The following is a 22,057-nucleotide window of genomic DNA, read 5'->3' on the forward strand; positions in this document are numbered from 1 at the left end:
CAAAATAATTGTTATTTTAATTTCTCGTTGTTATGGTGACGATCGTGATCGCGTTTGGTTTTAATGTCTAGCTTTTTATCGAATGCTTCTTGTAGATCGATTCCGGTTTGGTTTGCTAAACATAATACCACAAACATAACATCTGCTAGTTCTTCACCAAGGTCTTTATTTTTATCGCTTTCTTTTTCGCTTTGCTCTCCATAACGTCTTGCAATAATACGTGCAACTTCACCAACTTCTTCGGTGAGTTGTGCCATATTGGTAAGCTCATTAAAATAACGAACACCATGGTTTTTTATCCAATTATCTACTTCTAGTTGTGCGTTTTTTATGCTCATGCTTTTTTCTTTTTTAGGAAATGTAAAGTTATTAAAATAATACAGCATGGAATAGCGATATACTGTAATTCGCTAATAATTACTCGTATTCCCCATTCTGAAAAAAACTTCTCTATACCAATTGGGGAAACTTTTATGACTTGCCAAGGAAGGAAGTATCTGGAATTATCTAAAGGAATAAAAAAGCCAACTCCTTTTCCTCCTGTTGTCATGGCGTCTAAAAGTCCGTGAGATACTGTGGATAAAAACAGAACGATAAAGAAGATGTATTTTCTAGATTTTCCGAAGAGAAAAGCGAGTAACATACTCCAAAGTACTGCAAAGACTATAGAATGCGTAAGTCCTCTATGTCCTAAAGGATGCACATAAGGAATCCCAAAATTAAAAGCAATCACATCTAAATCTGGAAGCATTGCAGAACCTATTGCCAGCCAAAGTAGCAACTTGTTGGTTTTAGAATCGATTACTTTTGTGGTAGTGTATGCTACTAATCCGTGTGCAAAAATGGATGCCATTACATTTTTTTAAGCACTATTTGTTCGGTTTGTTTTTTGACTACTAAATCGAAAAACTTCTTAAACTCGAGATAATCTTGTGGTAAGATGATTGTTTTATTAATATCAAGGTTTGTTGTTATCTGTAATAGATTGTCTTTATGATTTAATAAATAGGTGAAAACACCATCATTACCATTGAAGAGAAATTTTTCATTTTCTGGAAAGGACTCTATTTCATATCCTTCAGGAATTTTAATATTGATTACATATTTTTGTGAAACAGGATAGGAAAAATCTATGGGGTATTCTCTAGTTTCTTGTTTAAACAAATTTTCTTCTGGAGTAAAAAACAACAAGGAGGAGAAGTATAATTTATCTGCTATTTCTTCTATTCCGTTTTGTAAATTATATTCGTAAGAAATTAAAATCGGCTTTAATAGTTGCTTAGCTGCCTTTACTTCAAGACCACTTACTACAAGGTCTCCTTTCCCTTCTTCAATATCTCTAATTAGTACTTCGTCTTTTTTATTATTAAACTCTTGTCTGTGCGACAATGCTAAATGACTGGTTAATTGCTCTCTAACTTTACCTGTTATAGATAGGTCTTCACTAATTGTAGCATTTAAAAAACTAATTTGTTTCGAAATTTGCTGTGGCTGTAAACTTACCCAAGTAGAACTATTATCTTCTCGTATCATTCGTCCTTGCCAATTCAGTATATGCTTAGGTAATATATTAGCAGTCGCGTAAGTACTAGAAGCATCTAACAATACAATTCCTTCAGGTAATTCTATAGCAGCAATTACATAATTAAATCCTTTTTTAGTAGCTGTAAGCGGAATACCATTGCTTTTTGTACTAACAAGAACGGGGTTTGCTTCAACACCACTATGTCGTAACATGGCAACCAGCATTAGATTGATATCTGCAACATTACCAGAACCCTCTTTATATGCTTTGGAAACACCAAGATCTGTATAATACCCATATAAATTATTCCATTTCACTTTAGATTTTACATAATTAAAAATGGTAATAATCTTTTCTTCCGGAGTATTTAGTCCTTGAAGGATTGCATCTAAATCTTTTTTGAAATAGTTATTCTTACTTAGTTGTTCTCCAAAATCATCGGATTTATAAATAGTTTTTGCAACTTCATCCCAAGAGCTAGCATACCTCTTTACTGGTTGATTTGGATAATTTATAGATTCTAACTCCATCTTTAATCTTGCCTGATAATTAGATAGGTTATCTACAAGGATCTCCTCTTTTAAAGCAGGAATATTTTCAAGATTAGATGTAATTACATTAAATGCAACATCGATTTCATTGGTATATGTTTCTGATCTTGAAGCTTCACCACCATAAGTCCCTCTTGTGACTGCTTTATTAGAATTAGCAGCTTCTGTATATTTAAACATCACCTTTTTATACATTTTATCTACAGTAAATTCAGGGATATAAGTAGCTTTAAGATTAGACATGGCTTTATACTTATAATATTCTGGAGTTGCTACTTTAAAGTCAAACTTATTAATTGGTATTGCTTTTTGAAAAAGAATATCGTCTATACTTAATAAAGTGGATTTTACAATGTATTTAAATTCTACTATACAACCATCTTGAATGTTTGGCATAGTAAGTTTTGTTGTTTTCCAGTATTTATTGTTTTCTTCATCAAAAATAGCATCACTTTTCAATTTAGTTTTAACAATTTTACCCTTTTCTAATGTATACGTATATGCTTTTAACCCTTTTAAATTATCTTTTGTTGTTAGAGATTCATTATAGAGTTTGATTCTTTTTGTTGCATAATCATATCCATCTTTATTATAAATTTTTATTCTTTCATGTATAAGGTTTTCTTGCTCAAAACCAGCCCCTTGTTCATAGACAAAAGAAATGTCTTGATTTTTATATAAGATTGCAGCATTTGCATTTGGCTCTATTGGGTGTTGCTTTTCCTCTAATTCTGCTTTACTCACTTTACCAAATTTAAAATCTTGAGAAAATGTGAATTGTGCGATTAATAACGCAATGACTATTAGTGTTTTATTCATTAGATTTATTAGTTAGATTTTAATACTATTTTAGATTTATCATGTTTTGCAACTAACAACAGAAAATCTCTAAATGCTTTATATTCTTCTTTTGTGTAATCTCCTTTTTTTAATTTAAACTTTCTATTAAACAAAAGTGTGTTTTCGTCTTTTTGAATAATAGAAAAATGATAATCACCAAACTTATTAGAAATGGTAACACTGTCTTGCAACGCTTCTACTTGTAGTGTATTTGGTAGTTCTATTTCAAAGGTGCTTATATTTACTTTTCCTCTACTAATTTGAAAAGGTAATTTTCTGTTTTTATAACGCGGAGGTACATACTCTTCCATTATAAAAACATTAGGTTTCAATAAAATTCTTTCTCCGAGTTTAGATGCATATTTTTTTGCTTTGACATCTAATTTTTCTTTAAAAACAATATCTTCTTTATTATTGTTAAAAGTTACACTAAGGATTTCCAGATTATTAACCGTATTAAAACTTTCTTTGTAATGTAATTTTTGATCTTTTTCTAATTCGTTTTCTAAATAATAATGATGAGAATATCTTGCGCCTTTGGAAATAATTTCTACTTGAGCAGTAATATCTCCCGTTGCCTCTAGTTGTATTTTTGCTTTGTTCTCTGTTGTGTTTTCATCTGCAGTATATACTTTGGTGTGTACAATTTTTCCACCTTCTGGAGTAACTACTAAAACATCTCTATCATCTGTAAAGTTTGCATTATATGCAAAAGGACTTGTTTGACTAGTACATTCTAACCATACATAATCTTCTTCATCTGGAATGCTTAATATCACATGATTTCCTTGTAATGAAGAAAAATCCTTATCGATATCTATAATATCATAATCACCATGTACCACCGTATAATAAGACACTACTCCCACTTCTGTTAATAAGGATTTTGTGTAATTTGTTAGTGCTTTACAATCCCCATAACCTAGTCGATCGACATCTTTGGCTAACATAGGTTTCCAGCCACCAATACCTACCTGCACACTTATGTATCTCGTTTTGTTTTGCATGTACGCATAAACTATTTTCGCTTTCTCTCTATCTGATGTAGCTAATGCTGTTTTTTGCCTTATTTCATCTTTTACTGTTTGTGGTAATGCTTCGGTTCCAGTGATTAATTCATCATACATCCATTTTCCAAAATCTTGCCAGTTATTATTAACTCCTCGAACACCTTCCATATTGAAATCTGTAAGTGTCGCTTTTAAATATGGTGCATAGGTTTTAAAAGAAGGACTGTAAGACTCACTTTTAATAGCCTTTAGATTTTCAGCAATAAAATGATACTCACTTTTCTTATTAATATTATAACTCTCAAAATTTAACGTTTGTATCCTAACTTTTGCATCGGATAAGTTTGTAATTTTATATTCTGCATTTTCGGTACTCGCATAAAAACCTTCAATAGGTCTCCAACCATATAAAAAAGCAGTGGATTTATAGACCACTTCTGTTTCAAATTTAATTGTATACGGATAACTGGTTGGTGTATATTTTAAATATTTAACACGATTATCTGAATACAATGTCCCGCCGCTTACAGCACTTACATCTAAAAAATCTTTTTCTTTAATTTTTTTGATTTCTTCACCTTGAGCGTTATAAATTCTAGCTTCTAATCTTTTAATACTTGTATTCTTATCGTAGTGTTGAAATGCGCTTTGCTTGCTATCCCCTTCTTTATTAAGTATGGTAACTATACGTTTGTTTGTATAAACCATTTGATCATAATCTTTTATTTCAAAATGAATTATCTCTGACCGAATTACAGCATTTGCATTTTCCTTTAAAGCAAAAGGAATTGTTTTATACTTTAATAGGTTTTCATCCTGCGATTGTATTGAAAAAACAGAAATAATGAAGAAAAAAATAAGTAGGAATTGCCTTGAAATCATCTAGTTGGGTTTGCGATTTTAAAAGTACTACTTTTTACAAATACACAAAACAAAACAGAGATTTTATTCTCTATTTTTAGTATCTATAATGATAGTAACAGGACCATCATTTAAAAGGGCGACTTGCATATCTGCACCAAATTCTCCTGTCTGAATAGATTTACCTAAATCTTTTTCTATTTGGGAAATAAAATCTTGATATAAAGGAATAGCAACATCAGGTTTTGCTGCTTTAATATAACTTGGTCGGTTTCCTTTTTTGGTATTTGCGTGTAATGTAAACTGACTAACCACAATGGCGTCACCATTACTATTTAAAAGTGAAGTATTCATCACACCATCTGCATCATTAAAAATACGAAGGTTTACAATTTTGTTAGATAACCATTGGATGTCTTCTTTTTTATCTTCTGGAACAATGCCTAAAAGAATTAACAATCCGTTTTTAATGGAAGCGACTTGTTTATCTTCAATAGTAACGCTTGCTTGTGTGACTCTTTGTATAACGGCTTTCATATTAAAACTTTAATTGTTTTAAAGACCTTTCGACTGCACTCCAGGTGACAACATGAATATTACTTATCTCTTTACGTATAAAATTCGCCTTCTTGGGAATTTTTAATTATAATTATCTGTTCTGTAGTGTTCATCTTCGCCTTCAATAATACTTACGTAGCTTCGGTAACGAGATTCTGCAATAACACCTTTTTCTACGGCATCTTTTATAGCACATTTTGGTTCTTCGATATGCAAACAGTTATTGAACTTACAATTTTGTTTTAGTTCGAAAAACTCTGGAAAATAATCACTTATTTCTTCCTTTTCCATATCAACAATACCAAATCCTTTTATTCCTGGAGTATCTATAATTTTAGCATTAAAACTAAGATCAAACATCTCGGCAAAAGTGGTGGTGTGCTGTCCTTGGCTATGCTGGGTAGAAATAGCTTTGGTTTTTAAGTCTAAATTTGGTTCTATCGCGTTTACAAGTGTCGATTTACCAACTCCAGAATGACCAGCAAACATACTTACTTTATCATCCATCATGGCTTTTACTTTATCTACATTTTTCCCTGTAGTTGCTGAAACACCAATACATTCATAACCTATTTCTCTATAAATATGCGCTAGATAACGTACTTCGTCTAAAGTCTCTTTATCATAAGTATCCACTTTATTAAAAAGTAAAACGGTTTTTATAGAATAGGCTTCTGCGGTAACTAAAAAACGATCGATAAAAGAAGTCGATGTTGGTGGATTATCAATAGTAATCAATAAAAATACCTGATCGATATTAGATGCAATGACATGGGTTTGTTTAGAAAGGTTTACCGATTTTCTAACAATGTAATTTTTTCTATCGTGAATATATTTAATTACACCTGTTGGATTTTCATTGTTATCGGTATCTAAATCAAAATCTACAATATCACCAACAGCAATAGGATTGGTACTTTTAATACCTTGTAATCTAAACTTTCCTTTTATTCTACAAGGATATGTAGTACCCAGTTCTGTTTTCACTGTGTACCAACTTCCTGTCGATTTATAAACTAGTCCTGTCATTCATTTAATTAAGCTACAAAATAACGATTTTTATATTGATTTTATTAACCTATAATTGCTTTTTTAGTGGGTAATCTTTCATCATCTGCAATTATATTAATAATATAAATTCCTGAAGAAAACCTAGAGAGATCTAAACGCTCTATATTATTCACATTCTGAAATATATTGGACTGTATTATTTGACCAGAAATATTAGTAACAAAAACCGTTACTTTCTTATATTTTTTAAGAAATCTTAAATTAAAATCTCCTGTTACAGATGGATTTGGATATAGATTAACTTGGTTTCCCTCTAGTGTTTTATCTAAATACATATCGACTATTTCACAATAGGCACCACAATAAGTAAATTCACTTCTACACCTTCCAATACATCCTGCAATTACCACAACTTCTTCTATAGCATTGTCTATCTCTAAAACGGTGTTTACACTTTTTTGATTTTTAATTACTACGTCTTTGGTAACATAACCAATATAGGAAATGGAAATGGTGTCCTTTTGGTTTACTTCTAATTCAAAATAACCATCGGGATTGGTTGTTACTCCTATTGCAGTTCCTTTTATTATAATATTTGCACCAGGAAGCACATCTATAGTGTCGGAAACTAATCCTGTAATTTTCACTTGGGAAAAGGCTGTAAACGAAAAGCTTAATACTAAAAAGAAGATTGTAATTTGTTTCATAACGATTGGTTTTTGGTTTGTTAATCAAACCTATAACTAATCTGTAGTCTATAAAACCGATAATGAGTGAAACGTACTTTTGAGTGCGTGAAATAGCTGTACATAAAAAAGGCCCACATAATTGTGAGCCTTTTATTAAATTTATAGTGTAAACTATGCTTTTAGAATCTTTTCTTGGTGATTAATAGATTCTTGGTGAATTGCTTTAAACATACGTAAAATAAACTCTTCACTTAATCCTTTTTCATCTCCTTCAAGAACCATTTTACCTAGTATTTCGTTCCATCGTTTGCTTTGTAAAACAGAAACGTTTTTCTGTTTTTTAAGCGATCCAATACCATCGGCTACTTTCATTCTTTTACCTAATAAATCAATAATTTGATTATCTACCACATCAATCTGTGCTCTAAGGTTATTTAGTTCGGTATTGTATTCTGCTTCTGGATCCGATTCTTTTCTAATACGTAAATCCGTCATTATTTGCACTAAAGTCTTTGGTGTTACTTGTTGTGCAGCATCACTCCAAGCATTGTCGGGATCGTAATGTGTTTCTACCATTAAACCATCAAAATTAAGGTCTAATGCTGTTTGTGAAACATCAAAAATCATTTCTCTATTTCCTGTAATATGCGAAGGATCGTTAATTAAAGGAAGGTCTGGAAATTTATTTTGAAACTCAATAGCGATTTGCCATTCTGGAATGTTTCTATATTTCGATTTTTCGTATGTTGAAAAACCTCTATGAATTGCTCCTAAGTTTTTAATTCCTGCAGTATGTAATCTTTCAATTCCACCTAACCATAAAGCTAAATCTGGATTTACCGGATTTTTCACAAGTACAATTTTATCTGTTCCTTGTAAAGCATCTGCAATTTCTTGCATGATAAACGGACTTACAGTAGAACGTGCGCCAATCCATAATAAATCAATATCATGTTCTAAAGCTAATTTTACGTGGTTTGCATTTGCAACTTCCGTACAAGTTTTCATTCCTGTTTCGGCCTTTACTTTTTGTAACCATTTTAAACCTAAAGCACCAACACCTTCAAAATTTCCTGGTCTTGTTCTTGGTTTCCAAATTCCAGCTCTAAAATAGTTTACATCAGTATCTTTTAACTCATGTGCAATTTTTAAAACTTGCTCTTCTGTTTCTGCGCTACATGGCCCTGCTATTACTAGAGGATGATCTAAATTCATGTCATCCAACCATGTTCTTAATTCTTTCTTGTTTTCCATACTCATTTTCCACAAAAGTGGAATCTTATTAATTCAACTTATTTTATTTACGCTTCTGACTTCCGATTCACATCTAAAGCCACCTTCCCATAAAAAAGGAAGGAATTTTGTTATTTATATTTACTGTATTCCGTTTAATATATCTTTAATGTAATTGGTGTTTTCCATTTCATTAAAAATGGTTTCAAAATCATCTGCTTTCATACTATCTTTAAAATGGGTAAGATTGCTGATGTATTCTTCTAAAGTTTCAATTACATTTTCTTTATTCTGCTGAAAAATTGGTGTCCACATTGCTGGAGAACTTTTTGCCAATCGTACTGTGGAAGCAAATCCACTTCCTGCCATATCAAAAATATCGCGTTCGTTTCGTTCTTTATCAATTACTGTTTTCCCTAGCATAAATGCACTAATATGTGATAAATGCGATACGTAAGCAATGTGTTTATCGTGTGCTTCCGGATTCATATAACGAATACGCATTCCCATTATTTGAAAAATAGCCAATGCTTTTTCTTGTAATTTGAAGGCTGTTTTTTCTACTTCGCAAATGATATTTGTTTTCTTTTGAAACAAACCTACCATGGCTGCTTTTGGTCCGGAAAACTCTGTTCCTGCAATAGGATGTGTTGCTAGAAAATTTCTTCGTTTTGGATGGTTTTCTACCGCTTTGCAAATATCTCTTTTTGTAGAACCTGCATCCATAACCAAGGCATCATCACTTACCATATCTAGTATTCCTGGTAATATTTTCACCGAAACATCTACAGGCACTGTAAGTATTACAAAATCTGCCTGTGCGACATCTTTTAATGTTGCTTCAAAATCAATTACATTTAATTCTAATGCTTGTTTTAAATGTTCGGCATTAGAATCTATACCAAATATGCTAATACTAGGATTTAAGTCCTTCACATCTTTAGCGATGCTTCCTCCAATTAATCCTACGCCAACTATGTATATATTTTTCATTCCCATTTGTCTTTTCAAGACCACTTCCTAAAAGGAAGCATTTTATCTTTTTTAGACCTACAATTTTGTTTTAAACCTTGCAGGTCATTTCTCTGTTATACTGTAAACGAACTAAATTCTTGCTAGCGCTTCTTCTAAATCCTCGGTCGAAGCACATAGTGAAAACCTTACATAACCTTCTCCTTGTGTTCCAAAAATGGTTCCTGGCGCAATAAATATGTGGTTTTCTTTTAGTAGCACATCTATAAATTCTTCCGATTTAAAATGTGGTGGTAATTTTGCCCAAACAAATAATCCGGAAGCCTCTTTATTATATGTACAGTTTAATGCATCTGCCAGTTTCCAAACTAATTTACGTCTTTGCTCATACACACTATTTAAACTCTTATACCACATGCTAGAACATTTCAAAGCTTCTATTGCTCCTTTCTGAATGCCATAAAACATGCCAGAATCCATATTGCTTTTTACTTTAATAATTGCTTGAATATGAGCCGCGCTTCCTAAAACCATTCCTACTCGCCAACCAGCCATATTAAAAGTTTTACTTAGTGAGTTTAGCTCTAAACAAACCTCTTTCGCTTTTCTAACGCTTAAAATACTTCTTGGTGTATCGTTTAAAATAAAACTATACGGATTGTCATTTACAATTAAAATATCATGCTTTAAAGCAAAGGCAACCACATCTTCAAATAACTGCTCTGTTGCTTTTGTTCCTGTTGGCATGTGTGGATAATTAAGCCACATAATTTTCACTTTACTTAAGTCTGATTTCTCTAATTCCTTTAAATTAGGAAGCCATCCTTTACTTTCTTCCAAATCATAAAAAACAGGTTTTGCACCAAGTAATTTTGTCACCGAAGCATAGGTTGGATATCCCGGATTTGGAATTAGCACTTCGTCACCTTCATTTAAAAAAGCCATAGAAATATGCATGATACCTTCTTTGCTTCCCATTAATGGCAACACTTCTGTCATAGCACTTACATGTACCGAAAATTGGTCTCTATAAAAACCAGTAATAGCTTCGCGTAATTCTGGCAAGCCTTGATAGCTTTGGTATTTATGCGCTGTAGCATCTTGAAAACTATTTGCTATAGCTGTTATTACTTTTGTTGGAGGTTGTAAATCTGGACTACCAATACCTAAATTAATAATTGGTTTTCCGTTTGCTATAAGCAAGTTTACTTCACGCAACTTTTTAGAGAAGTAGTACTCTTCTACGGTATGTAATCTGTCTGCTACTTGTATCATTGCTTTGCGTTTTTAAATTCGCCTAATATTTTAAAATCTTGTGCCATTATCTCTAATATCGATTTTGCTTTTTTATAATCTGCATACGCATCAAAAGTGATATCTACAAAAAAAGCATAGGTCCAAGGTGTTTCATTTTTGGTAGCGATTGTATTTTGGTAAGACTCATCTTACAGTCGCTCATCACATTAAGAATCGCTGCCAAGCTTCCTCGTTTGTGTTCTAGCTCAAACTTAATAGATGCTTTATTTATTTCGTTTTCCGGAAATTCATGATTCTCACGTTTTACAATTACAAAACGAGTTTCATTCAGTTTAATCGTTTGAATGCTTTCGGCTAAAACTTCTAATTCAAAAATATCTGCAGCCAAAGCACTTGCTATTGCTCCAACATTTTTTAAATTATTTTTCTGAATTCGTTGTGCAACCTCAGCAGTATCTTTATCTTCAATAAGCTTAATGTGTGGATGCTTTTTAAAAAACTCCTTACATTGTAATAATGCCATAGGATGCGAATATACTTCGGTAATATCTGCAATACTTTGATTTGGCAACGCCATCAAATTATGCTGAATATCTAAATACTGCTCACCAACGATATGTAAATTATGATTATCTATTAATGCGTAATTAGGGATTATAGATCCTGCGATAGAATTCTCTAAAGCCATAATTACAGCATCCACTTTTTTATCTAAAAGGTTTTGAACTGTTTCGTCAAAAGACAAACATTCTTGTATAGCAACCTGGTTTCCAAAATATTGCTGTGCTACAATATGGTGAAAAGATCCTTGTACTCCTTGAATTGCTACCGATTTAATCATAATTATTTATTGTGATCCTTTTTTACAAAAAATGATGCAAAAAAAAAAGCCTCGATATATCGAGACTTTTTGTTTAATTTATATTTAAAAATACATATACAACGTCTCGTTCCTTTATCTAAAAAAGAAATATACCCAGCTATAAAATGTAAAGTTTGTTATCATGTTCATTATTACGTGGCTAAAGTAATTAATTATATGAATAAACAAAATTGTTGAAATAGTTTTTTGTCTTTTACCTTGAATTTTTAAAGATTTAGTAGTTATTAATCTATTAAATTATATAATTACTATTATTTTTGAAGAAACTATTTATCTATGTCTATTGAAGTTACAAACATTTCTAAAGTATATGGCACGCAAAAAGCGTTAAACCAGATATCTTTTAAAGTCAGCAAACCTGAAATAGTTGGTTTTCTTGGTCCCAATGGTGCAGGAAAATCTACCATGATGAAAATCTTAACCACCTATTTAGATGCTACAGAAGGAGAAGCAAAAGTAAACGGACATGATGTAAAAAGCAACACCAAGCAAGTACAGCAAAGTGTTGGCTATTTACCAGAACACAACCCTTTATATTTAGAACAGTACGTTAGAGAGTATCTTGCTTTTAACGCGCAAGTGTATGGTGTTACTAAAAATAGAATCGATGAAGTTATTACGCTTACTGGCTTAACGCCGGAAGCACATAAAAAAATAGGACAGCTTTCTAAAGGATACAGACAACGTGTTGGTTTGGCAAATGCGCTTTTACACAATCCCGATGTTTTAATTTTGGACGAACCTACCACAGGTTTAGACCCAAATCAATTAGTAGACATTAGAAACCTGATAAAAAGTATCGGTAAAGAAAAGACTGTTTTCCTTTCTACACATATTATGCAAGAAGTAGAAGCCATGTGTGATCGTGTGATTATTATTAATAAAGGGGAAATTGTTGCGAATAAAACCTTGAAAGAATTACGTACCGAAAAAGAACAAGTGGTTATTGTGGAATTTGATTACCGTGTGGAAGATGCTTTTTTACTAAAACTACCAAAGGTGAAAAGTGTAAAAAACACGCATGACTTTATTTACGAAATCACTTTTGCTACTACCGAAGATATGCGATCTCATGTATTTGATTTTGCACATGATAATGAGTTAAAGATTCTACAATTAAACCAGAAAAATGCGAGTTTAGAGAGTTTGTTTAGAGAGTTAACGAGTTAGTTGTTTACCTTTTTATTGCCATAAAAAAATTATCTTTATAGGATAACAGTTACACAAAGCTTATAATATCCAGAGTTATTTCCGGGATATGATTTGCAAAAGTTACTATATTACAAGTTATGCAACATTTGAGAAAACTATGGGAATATTTGAATTTTGGAAGAAAAAGACAAAAATCTCTGATAAAATTGGAGTTGAAATCCCTTCCTATAAAAAGGTAAACATTGACCTTCAGAATAAAACTCAAGCAGAAAACGGAACAGTTGAAAAGTATTGGTTTGAAAATGAACATATCGGATTAGAAAATACATTATTCCATAGAATAATAATTCCATTACAACCCTTTGATTCTGGACTTGACTACGAACAACAACCTTTGGATACTTGGTTAGTTATTGAGTTTCTGAAATTGGATATAGCAAACCCGAACGAACTAGACGGGCTAGTAATTACAACTGATAAAGATTCCGACAATGATGCTTCTGTTTCTGTTGGAAGTGCCCACAATCCATTTGATATTAATAAACTGACTTTTAATAAAATTAGTGAAAACATTTATAACACAGAAGGAGAAATAGAGGTTATATTTGAACACGAAATGATTGCAAACAACGAACTTTTTCGTTTTAAAACAACTGTGGAATTTAAAGAAAATGAATAAAAAACGTTGCACAACATCGCATAAAAATAATGCGTAGATTAGTATTTAAACAAAGAACAGTGCACTTTTGCAACATCTGATTTTCCTACGGAAAATCCTCGCACGCAAAAACGCAACTCTTTTAATATAAAACCGTTACCCACTTTGTATGGCCACGATAATGAAAAGAACATTTAAGAAAATATTTTTTACGCTAACTTTATCTTTAGTTGGTACTCTTGGGTTTTCCCAAACAAATGAAATCAAAATTGAATTTATGGGAAACTGCGGACTATATATGACAGATGGAACGACAAATTTCTATATTGATTTTCCATATAAATCTGGGGCATATAACTATATGAAATTTGATGAAACGGAATTAGATAGTATTAAAGAAAATTCTATTTTCATATTTACCCATAAACACGCTGACCATTATTCGAAAAAGCATTTAAAAAAAATTTTAAAAGAAAAGAACGGACAAAAATTCGGAGTTTCTAATATCTCTGATTTAGAAAAACTAGGTGAAACTATAGAAGATTTTGACATTAAAGCTTTTAAAACTAAACATACATTTTTTGGAATTCCTTTTAGACACTATTCATATTTAATAACTTGGCACAATAAAAAAATATATTTATCTGGAGACACAACCAATCCAGAAACAATAAGCAAAATTAAAAATATTGACTGGGCTTTTGTTCCTTATTGGATTTTAAGTAATTCAAAGGAAATGGAAATTCAGATTGATGCAAAAATGTTTGGTATTTATCATTTATATCCTGAACAAATTCCAAGTGTGAAAAAAGATTGTGAAACAATTGAAAAATATCATCCTATGATAGAACAAGGTGAATTAATTACGATTGCACTATAAACGGAATAAAATACTATGGGTAACACCCATATAAAACATTATAGTTAATCCATTGCCAACTCTAATTCCCTTTCAAAAACGCCACTTACTTAAAGCAACACTCTCCTTATCTTACAGCTCAGATAAGGAAATCTACACTTCAGGAATTTATTTTATTAAAACAGCTTCTATCTATGTATTTTAGCCCTAAACCAACTAAATAATACCATGAATACACTAGATTTAAAAAACTTGAAATTAGAATTAGCTATTAATGCGAAAAGTGGTATTGATTTTATTATTTCTGCCGCTATTGTTTGGAGTGCAATTGCTTATATATGGACCTTACCAAAAGAACCATATAGTAAAAGTATTCTAACCTTTTATGTTGGAGTTACTATGCTTCCTTTGGCGCTTCTTTTATCCAAAATTCTTAAAACGAAATGGACAACAAAAACAAATCCGCTTCAACCCTTAGGAATGTGGCTTAATTTAGCACAACTCTTTTACTTTCCTTTCTTGTTCTTTATATTAAGAGAGAACCCAACGTATTTTGTAATGACCTATGTAATCATAACCGGAGCGCATTTTTTTCCTTATGCTTGGTTTTATGACGAAATTGGATACGCTATTTTTGCAGGAATTATTTCTATTGGCGCCTTTGTAGTTGCCATTAATGTAAATACAGATGAAATGCACCTTGTAGCATTGTATATGGTAGTTTGCTTGCTATTATTAACAGTATGGCTAATGCTATCTAACAAAAGAAAAAAGAAGCACCTGTTACACGAATTTCAATTATAGATTCCTGCCTCCGCAGGAATGCGATTACTCAAAAATCAATCGTCCGTTATAAAATTCCTCTACACTTACAATTGCTGGATGGTTAAAAGCAATAACATCTCCTGTACTTCTAATTTCACCAGTAATAGATGCTTGCGGATTAACAAGAATGTCATTCGTTCCCCTATGGTAAATCTGTACCTCTTGGGCAATTAAATCTGAACCTTCAAAACGTCCGGTTCCAGAGAAAAAACCAACGTATAATTTTTGGGTAGCACCCGAAATATAAAACGAAGAAATATTGTTTCCTACCACACGTAAGTTTTGCGTATTTACCTGTAGTTTAAAATCGCCAACAGTAAAACTATCAGGAGCATTAAAATCTTCCGAAAACAATTCTAAATCCGTATAATTTAAAACACCATCACTAGAAATATCATATTGTGTAGAGCTTCTAATTTCAGTAATATTTGGTGCCGTTACATACACTTTAGTCACCCCATAATCCCGAACGTAGTTACAAGTATTAGTATCGGTAAGTTGTAATTCATTGTCTACCACTTTTGCCTCCACATCCTGTAATAAATTTTCACCAGTTTCAATAACCACCTGAAAATCGATTCCTTGTTTTAGTATTAGCTCCACATCTCTATTCACTAATATTTTTTCAAAAGAAGTAAGCATCACTTCCTCTTGCACTATTTTTCCTGCTTTTTGAAAACAGTCGTTTGCATCCTCGCTATCACAAGAAAACACCAATAATGTAATAAGTATGTATATGTATTTTTTCATTTTTAACGTCCTTCTGCCCTGCAACGCAGCATCTATTTTTAATACTATTATGGAATATTTATGTTTCCTATTACAATCTAATCCCAACACCAAGCTCTACCGCTTCCGCTTTTGCTCCGTGTGACTTCAACGTTAATGCAGCAAACCATTTTTCGCCAAAATAACGTTTTAAACCAATTCTTAAATAGGTTTGTCCTTCAAAATCATAAGGGTAATACACATAGTAACCAAACTGTGTTACTAAAGACATTTTGTTGATAAACAACTCATGACCAGCAAAAACACCAACACGTTTGTAGTCTGCAGTACCATCTTCTCCTTCTTCCGGAAAAGCAGCTGCTCTATATTTTATGTGTTCCTTTAAAAAAGTAGAGAAGAAAACATCGGTTCCTAATTGAATGGCACTTTTACGATTTAAACGTTTGTCTGCATAAGCCGAAAGAATATAGAATGGAAACTGTCCAGTACCAACAACATCACTTTCATTCACACCACTTCTAAAAACAACATTATATTTTATAGGCTGTTTAAATTTTTCTTTGGTTAAGGTATCGATGTATTCCGTTTCTTCTTCGTCTAAACTATAGGTCACACCAACATTAAAAGCAATGGTATTTACACTCGCATTTGGCGCTTTTACATTGGCATTAGAATAATGAATTAACGAAACTCCAGCCTGCAAACCAAACCGATCAAAAATGCGTTCTTTTTTATAGTTCAGCATCGCGTAGGTACTACTTAAAAGACTAGAACCAAAAGCGACATTTTTATGGTTATCTACTTTATCATACGGATTAGAAGTATAGGCTAACCCTTGTCCAATTCGAAACATGAGGTTTCGTTTTAAAAAGTAAAAATTATAATGTGCATAAACAGAAACATTATTACCAAGCACGCTATTTTTTAAATCTTGATAAGCAAGAGAAAATCCGTAATCCGGATAGTTGTAGCGCTGTTGCCAAGCTTCTTCTCCAAAGGTTTTCTTATTCCAACTTAAAATAAATCCTTCCGGATGTCCTTTAATTAAATGCGAAATATCATTATTATGTAACGCTATATTTCCTGTAAAATAATTTACATCAAAATAAGCATTGGTATTTTTCTTTTCTTGCGAAAAAACAAAAGCACAAAAAAGACAAAGAATGTAGGTTAATAAACGCTTCATTAAATTTAGTTAGAGCGCAAAAGTATAAAATTTAAAATAAAGCCGAAGCAATCGTTTTTATATTATCACTTTTCCCCATAGAATAAAAATGAAGCACGGGAACACCAGCATCTTGCAACTCTTTAGATTGCTTAATCGCCCACTCAATTCCCACTTCTCGCACCTGCTTATTGTCTTTACAATTCTCTACCGCTTGAATTAAATCTTGTGGTAAATCTATTTTAAAAACCTGAGGTAATAATTGCAAGTGTCTTTGTACGGCAATGGGTTTTATTCCTGGAATAATAGGCACATGAATCCCTGCTTTTTTAGCAGCTTCCACAAACTTAAAATATTTCTGATTATCAAAAAACATTTGCGTCACCACATAATCTGCTCCCGCATCTACCTTTTCTTTCAATCGTTTTAAATCGGTTTGTAAAGAAGGTGCTTCAATATGTTTCTCGGGGTATCCAGCAACACCAATGCAAAAATCAGATTTATCATCCACCTCCAAAACATCGTGTAAATATTGTCCGCAATTCAAGTTCTGAATTTGAGCCACCAAATCCGTAGCATATTTATGTCCGCCTTTTTGTGCTTCAAAATATTTTTGATGACTCATCGCATCGCCACGTAAAGCCATCACATTATTGATTCCTAAATAATGACAATCGACCAACAAATACTCGGTTTCCTCTTTACTAAAACCACCACACAACACATGCGGCACCGTATCTACATCATATTTATGTTTAATAGCAGCACAAATACCAACAGTTCCAGGGCGCATTCTTGTGATTTTTCGATCTAAAAGTCCTTGTTTCTCAATATAAATATACTCTTCTCTAGACGTAGTAACATCTATAAAAGGAGGTTTAAATTCCATTAAAGGATCAATATTATCATATAAATCCTGAATGTTTTTTCCTTTTTTTGGCGGAATAATTTCAAAGGAAAACAACGTTTCCCCTTTTGCGTTTTTTATGTGTTCAGTTACTTTCATACTTACTTCCCACGAAAATGGGAATCTCTTTAATTAAACTATTTTTTATTTTGGCGTTACCTTTTACGCATACCTGCTAGGTTTTTAAAACCTGCCAGGATCGCAAAACGTCAGGCTTTCACTACTCGCTCTCTTCGAGGAGCTCAAACAAACCGTTCTATCCTTAACGCGTCTACTTGCTACGGTCTGATTTCTAAACAAAGAATCCTTTCTATTTGCTAATAGATTCCTGCCTGCGCAGGAATTATTAATCCGCTAAATTCGGACTCAACCATTTCTCTGCTTCTTCTAAACCTATAGCTCTTCGCTTTGCGTAATCTGCTAATTGGTCTTCTTTAATTTTCCCTAGTCCAAAATACTTCGCTTCCGGATTGGCAAAATAATAACCACTTACACTTGCTGCTGGCCACATGGCTAAACTTTCAGTAAGTGCTACGCCTATTCTATTGTCTACATCTAACAATTCCCATATTGTTCTTTTTTCTAAATGATCTGGACAAGCAGGATAGCCAGGTGCCGGACGAATACCTTTATAGCTTTCTTTTATTAAATCTTGATTGCTTAGTTTTTCGTCTGCAGCATAACTCCAATATTTCGTTCTTACTTCTTTATGTAAATATTCGGCATAGGCTTCTGCTAATCGATCTGCTAATGCTTTTATCATAATGGAATTATAATCATCATGTGCATCCTCAAATTGCTTTGCAAGTTCGGCGGTTCCAAATCCTGTGGACACACAAAATGCACCCATATAATCTTGAATGCCACTTTCTTTAGGAGCAATAAAATCGGAAATAGAAAGGTTTGGTTTCCCTACTGCTTTTTTAGATTGCTGACGTAGCGTTAAGAAGTTTAAAGTGTCTTCATTGCTGAGACCTCTCGACTGCGCTCGAGGTGACAAAACAACTTCAATATCATCATCATTCACTGTATTTGCAGGAAACAACCCAAAAACAGCCTTCGCTTTTAAAAGCTTTTCTTGAAACACACGTTGCAATAATTCTTGTGCGTCTTTAAATAATTCGGTTGCTTGTTCTCCTACCACTTCATCGGTAAGAATATCCGGATATTTACCATGTAAATCCCAACTTCTAAAAAATGGAGACCAGTCAATAAAATCTTCTAATTTAGTAATATCAAAATCCTGAAAATCTTGAATTCCTAATTGCTTTGGTTTTGTAATTTGAGAAGTCTTCCAATCGATAGCAAACTTGTTTTTTCGTGCATCTTCAATAGTTAGAAATTCTTTCTTTCTAGTTCTGCTTAAAAACTGTTCTCTAAACTTATCGTATTCTTCTCTTATTTGCTCTTTATAAATTTTATTGTTTCGGTTTAATAACTCACCAACAACCGTTACTGCTCTAGACGCATCGTTAATATGCACAACAGTATTGCTGTAATTCGGCGCAATTTTAACCGAGGTATGCGCACGAGATGTTGTTGCTCCACCAATAATTATTGGGATAGTAATGTTCTTTTTTTCTAAAGATTTAGAAACATACACCATTTCATCTAGCGAAGGTGTAATCAATCCGCTTAAACCAATAATATCTACATTCTCTTTAATGGCAGTTTCTACTATTTTTTCTGGCGGCACCATAACGCCCAAATCAATGATTTCGTAATTATTACAACCTAGAACCACACTCACAATATTTTTACCAATATCATGCACATCTCCTTTTACGGTTGCCATTAATATTTTACCAGCAAATTCTTGCTTACCATCTTTCTCCGCTTCAATAAAAGGCTGTAAATAGGCTACCGCTTTCTTCATAACACGTGCAGATTTCACAACTTGCGGTAAGAACATTTTCCCACTTCCAAAGAGATCACCAACCACACTCATTCCAATCATTAAATGCCCTTCAATAACTTCAATGGGTCTGGTAACTTCTTGTCGTGCTTGCTCTACATCTTCAATAATAAAAGCATCAATTCCTTTTACAAGTGCATGTGTAATCCTTTCTTGCAACGGATTACTTCGCCATTCTAAAACCTTGGTAACATCTTCTTTTACATTTCCTTTTACAGTTTCTGCAAAGTCTAATAAACGTTCGGTGGCATCGTCACTCCTATCAAATAAAACATCTTCTACATGCTTTAATAAATCTTTATCAATCTCATCATAAACCTCTAACATCGTCGGATTTACAATTCCCATATTCATTCCGTTTTGAATGGCATGATATAAAAAGGCAGCGTTAATAGCTTCACGAACGGTATTATTTCCTCGAAAAGAAAACGACACGTTACTCACACCTCCAGAAACATTGGCGTATGGTAAGTTTTCACGAATCCATTTGGTGGCTCTAAAGAAATCTAAAGCATTTAATCGATGTTCGTCCATTCCTGTTGCGACAGGAAATATATTAGGATCGAAAATAATATCTTGAGGTGCAAAGTGGACAATGTCCACCAATATTTTATAAGAGCGTTCGCAAATTTCAATTCTGCGTTCATAGGTATCTGCTTGTCCATTTTCATCAAACGCCATTACAATTACCGCAGCTCCATAACGTTTTACCAGTTTTGCTTGTCGGATAAATTCTGCTTCGCCTTCTTTTAAACTGATAGAATTTACTACACATTTTCCTTGTGCGACTTGCAAACCAGCTTCAATGATTTCCCATTTGGAACTGTCAATCATTAATGGAACACGTGAAATATCTGGTTCGGATGCAATCAGGTTTAAAAACTTCACCATGGCATACTTTCCGTCCAGCATACCTTCATCCATATTTACATCAATAATTTGTGCGCCTCCTTCTACTTGATCTCTAGCAACACTTAATGCTTCCTCGTACTTTTCTTCTTTAATTAAACGTAAGAATTTTCTAGATCCAGTAACATTGGTTCGTTCTCCTACATTTATAAAATTACTTTCTGGTGTAACCACTAAAGGTTCTAATCCAGATAAAGTCAAATATTTAGGTTTCGTTTCTTCATTATCTATAATGTTCTACTGTTGGAAATGGTTCGTAAAAATGATGTAATAAGTCTTTCCACACTTTATATTCTTCAGACTTTCTAAATCCTATTTCATGATCTTCTAAGGTTTCCCAGTTCACTAATAACAAATACTTATCTTCTTCTTCGATACATTTTTTGAGTTGATGAGAAATGTATCCTTTCATTGAAGAAATTATTGCTTCTGCGTTTTTAAAGGTTTCTTCAAATTCTTCTGAAACACCTTCTTTTATCTTTAAAATTGCTACTTCTAATATCATTACGCTTGTGTTTGTAATTTTCTTGGGGCATATTTTTTAGCAACGGCAGCAATTGCTTTAATATGCGCCGGACTTGTGCCACAACAGCCACCAATAATATTGATTAAATCGTCTTGTAAATACTCTTCAATATATGCTTGCATCTGTTTTGGCGATTCTTCATACTCACCAAAAGCATTTGGCAATCCGGCATTGGGATGCGCAGAAGTATAAAATTCAGTTTCATTAGATAAGCGTTGTAAATAAGGTTTCAATTGTTCTGCTCCTAAAGCACAATTAAACCCAACACTTAATAAAGGAATATGAGAAACAGAAGCTAAAAAAGCTTCTACCGTTTGGCCAGATAAGGTTCTACCAGAAGCATCGGTAATCGTACCGGAAACCATTATTGGAATATCGATATCGCGATCTTCTTTCACTTCTTCAATAGCAAACAAAGCTGCTTTTGCATTTAGCGTATCAAAAATAGTTTCTACTAAAAGTAGATCTACGCCGCCATCGATTAAAGCTTCTACTTGTTGTTTGTATGCAACGCGTAATTCATCGAAAGTAATCGCTCTGTATTCTGGTCTATTGACGTCTGGAGATAAGCTTGCTGTTTTATTGGTAGGACCAATACTTCCAGCTACAAATCGAGGTTTATCGGGATTTTGCTTGGTGAATTCTTCCGCAACTTTTTTGGCAATTTTAGCGGACTCATAGTTTAGCTCGTACACTAAATCTTCCATATCATAATCTGCCATAGCTATGGTAGTTCCAGAAAAGGTATTGGTTTCTACAATATCTGCTCCAGCTTCAAAATACTTCGCGTGAATGGTTGCTATTGCTTCTGGTTGTGTGAGGGATAACAAATCGTTATTTCCTTTTAAAGAAGAAGGATAGTCTTTAAAGCGTTCGCCACGAAAATCTTCTTCAGAAAAATTATATTGCTGAAGCATGGTTCCCATCGCGCCATCGAGAACTAAAATATGTTTTTGTAAAATGTTTTTTATATCAGACATGTTATATTAAATTATATAAATGTCATCAGGAAAGTAAGTAAG

20 protein-coding genes and 1 pseudogene are annotated in these 22,057 nt (G+C 32.9%); 4 read left to right on the plus strand and 17 right to left on the minus strand.

Annotated elements, in window-relative coordinates; genetic code table 11:
* Positions 1–11: 11 nt before the first annotated feature.
* The 11 genes and pseudogenes from AMD28_RS07840 to AMD28_RS07890 form a co-directional block, all read right to left on the minus strand.
* Positions 12–338, minus strand: coding sequence for a nucleotide pyrophosphohydrolase (locus AMD28_RS07840; protein WP_055443603.1), 327 nt, complete (start codon positions 336–338; stop codon positions 12–14).
* Positions 335–853, minus strand: a complete 519-nt coding sequence (locus AMD28_RS07845) for a metal-dependent hydrolase (RefSeq protein WP_055443604.1) — start codon at positions 851–853, stop codon at positions 335–337. The genes AMD28_RS07840 and AMD28_RS07845 overlap by 4 nt, the downstream gene beginning before the upstream one ends.
* Entirely contained in the window at positions 853–2,895 is a 2,043-nt protein-coding gene (locus AMD28_RS07850; protein WP_055443605.1) for a transglutaminase family protein, read from the minus strand. Before AMD28_RS07850 ends, AMD28_RS07845 begins: the two co-directional genes overlap by 1 nt.
* 8 nt (positions 2,896–2,903) lie before the next feature.
* Entirely contained in the window at positions 2,904–4,808 is a 1,905-nt protein-coding gene (locus AMD28_RS07855) for a DUF3857 domain-containing protein (protein ID WP_241492465.1), read from the minus strand.
* A gap of 63 nt (positions 4,809–4,871) precedes the next feature.
* A complete protein-coding gene (dtd, locus tag AMD28_RS07860; protein WP_055443606.1) occupies positions 4,872–5,324 on the minus strand; it encodes a D-aminoacyl-tRNA deacylase in 453 nt (150 codons plus the stop codon).
* Between the two features lie 102 nt (positions 5,325–5,426).
* Entirely contained in the window at positions 5,427–6,374 is a 948-nt protein-coding gene (gene rsgA / locus AMD28_RS07865; RefSeq protein WP_055443607.1) for a ribosome small subunit-dependent GTPase A, read from the minus strand.
* A gap of 44 nt (positions 6,375–6,418) precedes the next feature.
* A complete protein-coding gene (locus tag AMD28_RS07870) occupies positions 6,419–7,063 on the minus strand; it encodes a carboxypeptidase-like regulatory domain-containing protein (RefSeq protein ID WP_055443608.1) in 645 nt (214 codons plus the stop codon).
* A gap of 153 nt (positions 7,064–7,216) precedes the next feature.
* Entirely contained in the window at positions 7,217–8,299 is a 1,083-nt protein-coding gene (locus tag AMD28_RS07875) for a bifunctional 3-deoxy-7-phosphoheptulonate synthase/chorismate mutase type II (protein WP_055443609.1), read from the minus strand.
* Positions 8,300–8,419: 120 nt separating this feature from the next.
* Positions 8,420–9,271, minus strand: a complete 852-nt coding sequence (locus tag AMD28_RS07880; RefSeq protein ID WP_055444333.1) for a prephenate dehydrogenase — start codon at positions 9,269–9,271, stop codon at positions 8,420–8,422.
* 111 nt (positions 9,272–9,382) lie between these two features.
* The gene (locus AMD28_RS07885) at positions 9,383–10,525 is read right to left on the minus strand and encodes a pyridoxal phosphate-dependent aminotransferase (RefSeq protein WP_055443610.1); all 1,143 of its coding nucleotides are present in this window, start codon (positions 10,523–10,525) and stop codon (positions 9,383–9,385) included.
* Positions 10,522–11,348 (minus strand): annotated as a pseudogene (locus tag AMD28_RS07890) (prephenate dehydratase). Before AMD28_RS07890 ends, AMD28_RS07885 begins: the two are co-directional and overlap by 4 nt.
* Before the next feature lie 318 nt (positions 11,349–11,666).
* Between AMD28_RS07890 and gldA the strand changes: the two are divergent.
* The 4 genes from gldA (at position 11,667) to AMD28_RS07910 (ending at position 14,863) form a co-directional block, all read left to right on the plus strand.
* On the plus strand, positions 11,667–12,560 hold the full coding sequence (gene gldA / locus AMD28_RS07895; protein WP_055443611.1) for a gliding motility-associated ABC transporter ATP-binding subunit GldA: 894 nt from the start codon (positions 11,667–11,669) through the stop codon (positions 12,558–12,560).
* 139 nt (positions 12,561–12,699) lie between these two features.
* A complete protein-coding gene (locus AMD28_RS07900) occupies positions 12,700–13,221 on the plus strand; it encodes a hypothetical protein (protein WP_206542233.1) in 522 nt (173 codons plus the stop codon).
* Positions 13,222–13,381: 160 nt separating this feature from the next.
* Complete coding sequence (locus AMD28_RS07905; RefSeq protein WP_055443612.1) at positions 13,382–14,080, plus strand: MBL fold metallo-hydrolase; 699 nt, start codon at positions 13,382–13,384, stop codon at positions 14,078–14,080.
* Between the two features lie 207 nt (positions 14,081–14,287).
* Positions 14,288–14,863 (plus strand): DUF7010 family protein, encoded by a 576-nt coding sequence (locus tag AMD28_RS07910; RefSeq protein ID WP_055443613.1) that lies wholly within the window; start codon positions 14,288–14,290, stop codon positions 14,861–14,863.
* 24 nt (positions 14,864–14,887) lie between these two features.
* On the opposite strand, the gene AMD28_RS07915 is transcribed toward AMD28_RS07910, so the two are convergent.
* From AMD28_RS07915 to AMD28_RS07940, 6 genes are all read right to left on the minus strand, one after another.
* Entirely contained in the window at positions 14,888–15,634 is a 747-nt protein-coding gene (locus tag AMD28_RS07915; RefSeq protein WP_055443614.1) for a head GIN domain-containing protein, read from the minus strand.
* A 70-nt stretch (positions 15,635–15,704) separates the two neighbouring features.
* Positions 15,705–16,799 (minus strand): acyloxyacyl hydrolase, encoded by a 1,095-nt coding sequence (locus AMD28_RS07920; RefSeq protein WP_055443615.1) that lies wholly within the window; start codon positions 16,797–16,799, stop codon positions 15,705–15,707.
* Between the two features lie 31 nt (positions 16,800–16,830).
* Positions 16,831–17,784 carry a methylenetetrahydrofolate reductase [NAD(P)H] gene (metF, locus tag AMD28_RS07925; RefSeq protein ID WP_055443616.1) on the minus strand — a complete coding sequence of 318 codons (954 nt, stop codon included), beginning with the start codon at positions 17,782–17,784 and terminating at the stop codon, positions 16,831–16,833.
* Between the two features lie 247 nt (positions 17,785–18,031).
* Complete coding sequence (gene metH / locus AMD28_RS07930) at positions 18,032–20,710, minus strand: methionine synthase (protein WP_055443617.1); 2,679 nt, start codon at positions 20,708–20,710, stop codon at positions 18,032–18,034.
* A gap of 22 nt (positions 20,711–20,732) precedes the next feature.
* On the minus strand, positions 20,733–21,014 hold the full coding sequence (locus AMD28_RS07935; protein WP_055443618.1) for an antibiotic biosynthesis monooxygenase family protein: 282 nt from the start codon (positions 21,012–21,014) through the stop codon (positions 20,733–20,735).
* Positions 21,014–22,015, minus strand: a complete 1,002-nt coding sequence (locus AMD28_RS07940) for a homocysteine S-methyltransferase family protein (protein WP_055443619.1) — start codon at positions 22,013–22,015, stop codon at positions 21,014–21,016. Before AMD28_RS07940 ends, AMD28_RS07935 begins: the two co-directional genes overlap by 1 nt.
* Positions 22,016–22,057 lie beyond the last annotated feature (42 nt).

Origin of the sequence: Lacinutrix himadriensis (assembly GCF_001418105.1) — a bacterium.
GTDB classification, from domain to species: Bacteria; Bacteroidota; Bacteroidia; order Flavobacteriales; family Flavobacteriaceae; genus Oceanihabitans; species Oceanihabitans himadriense.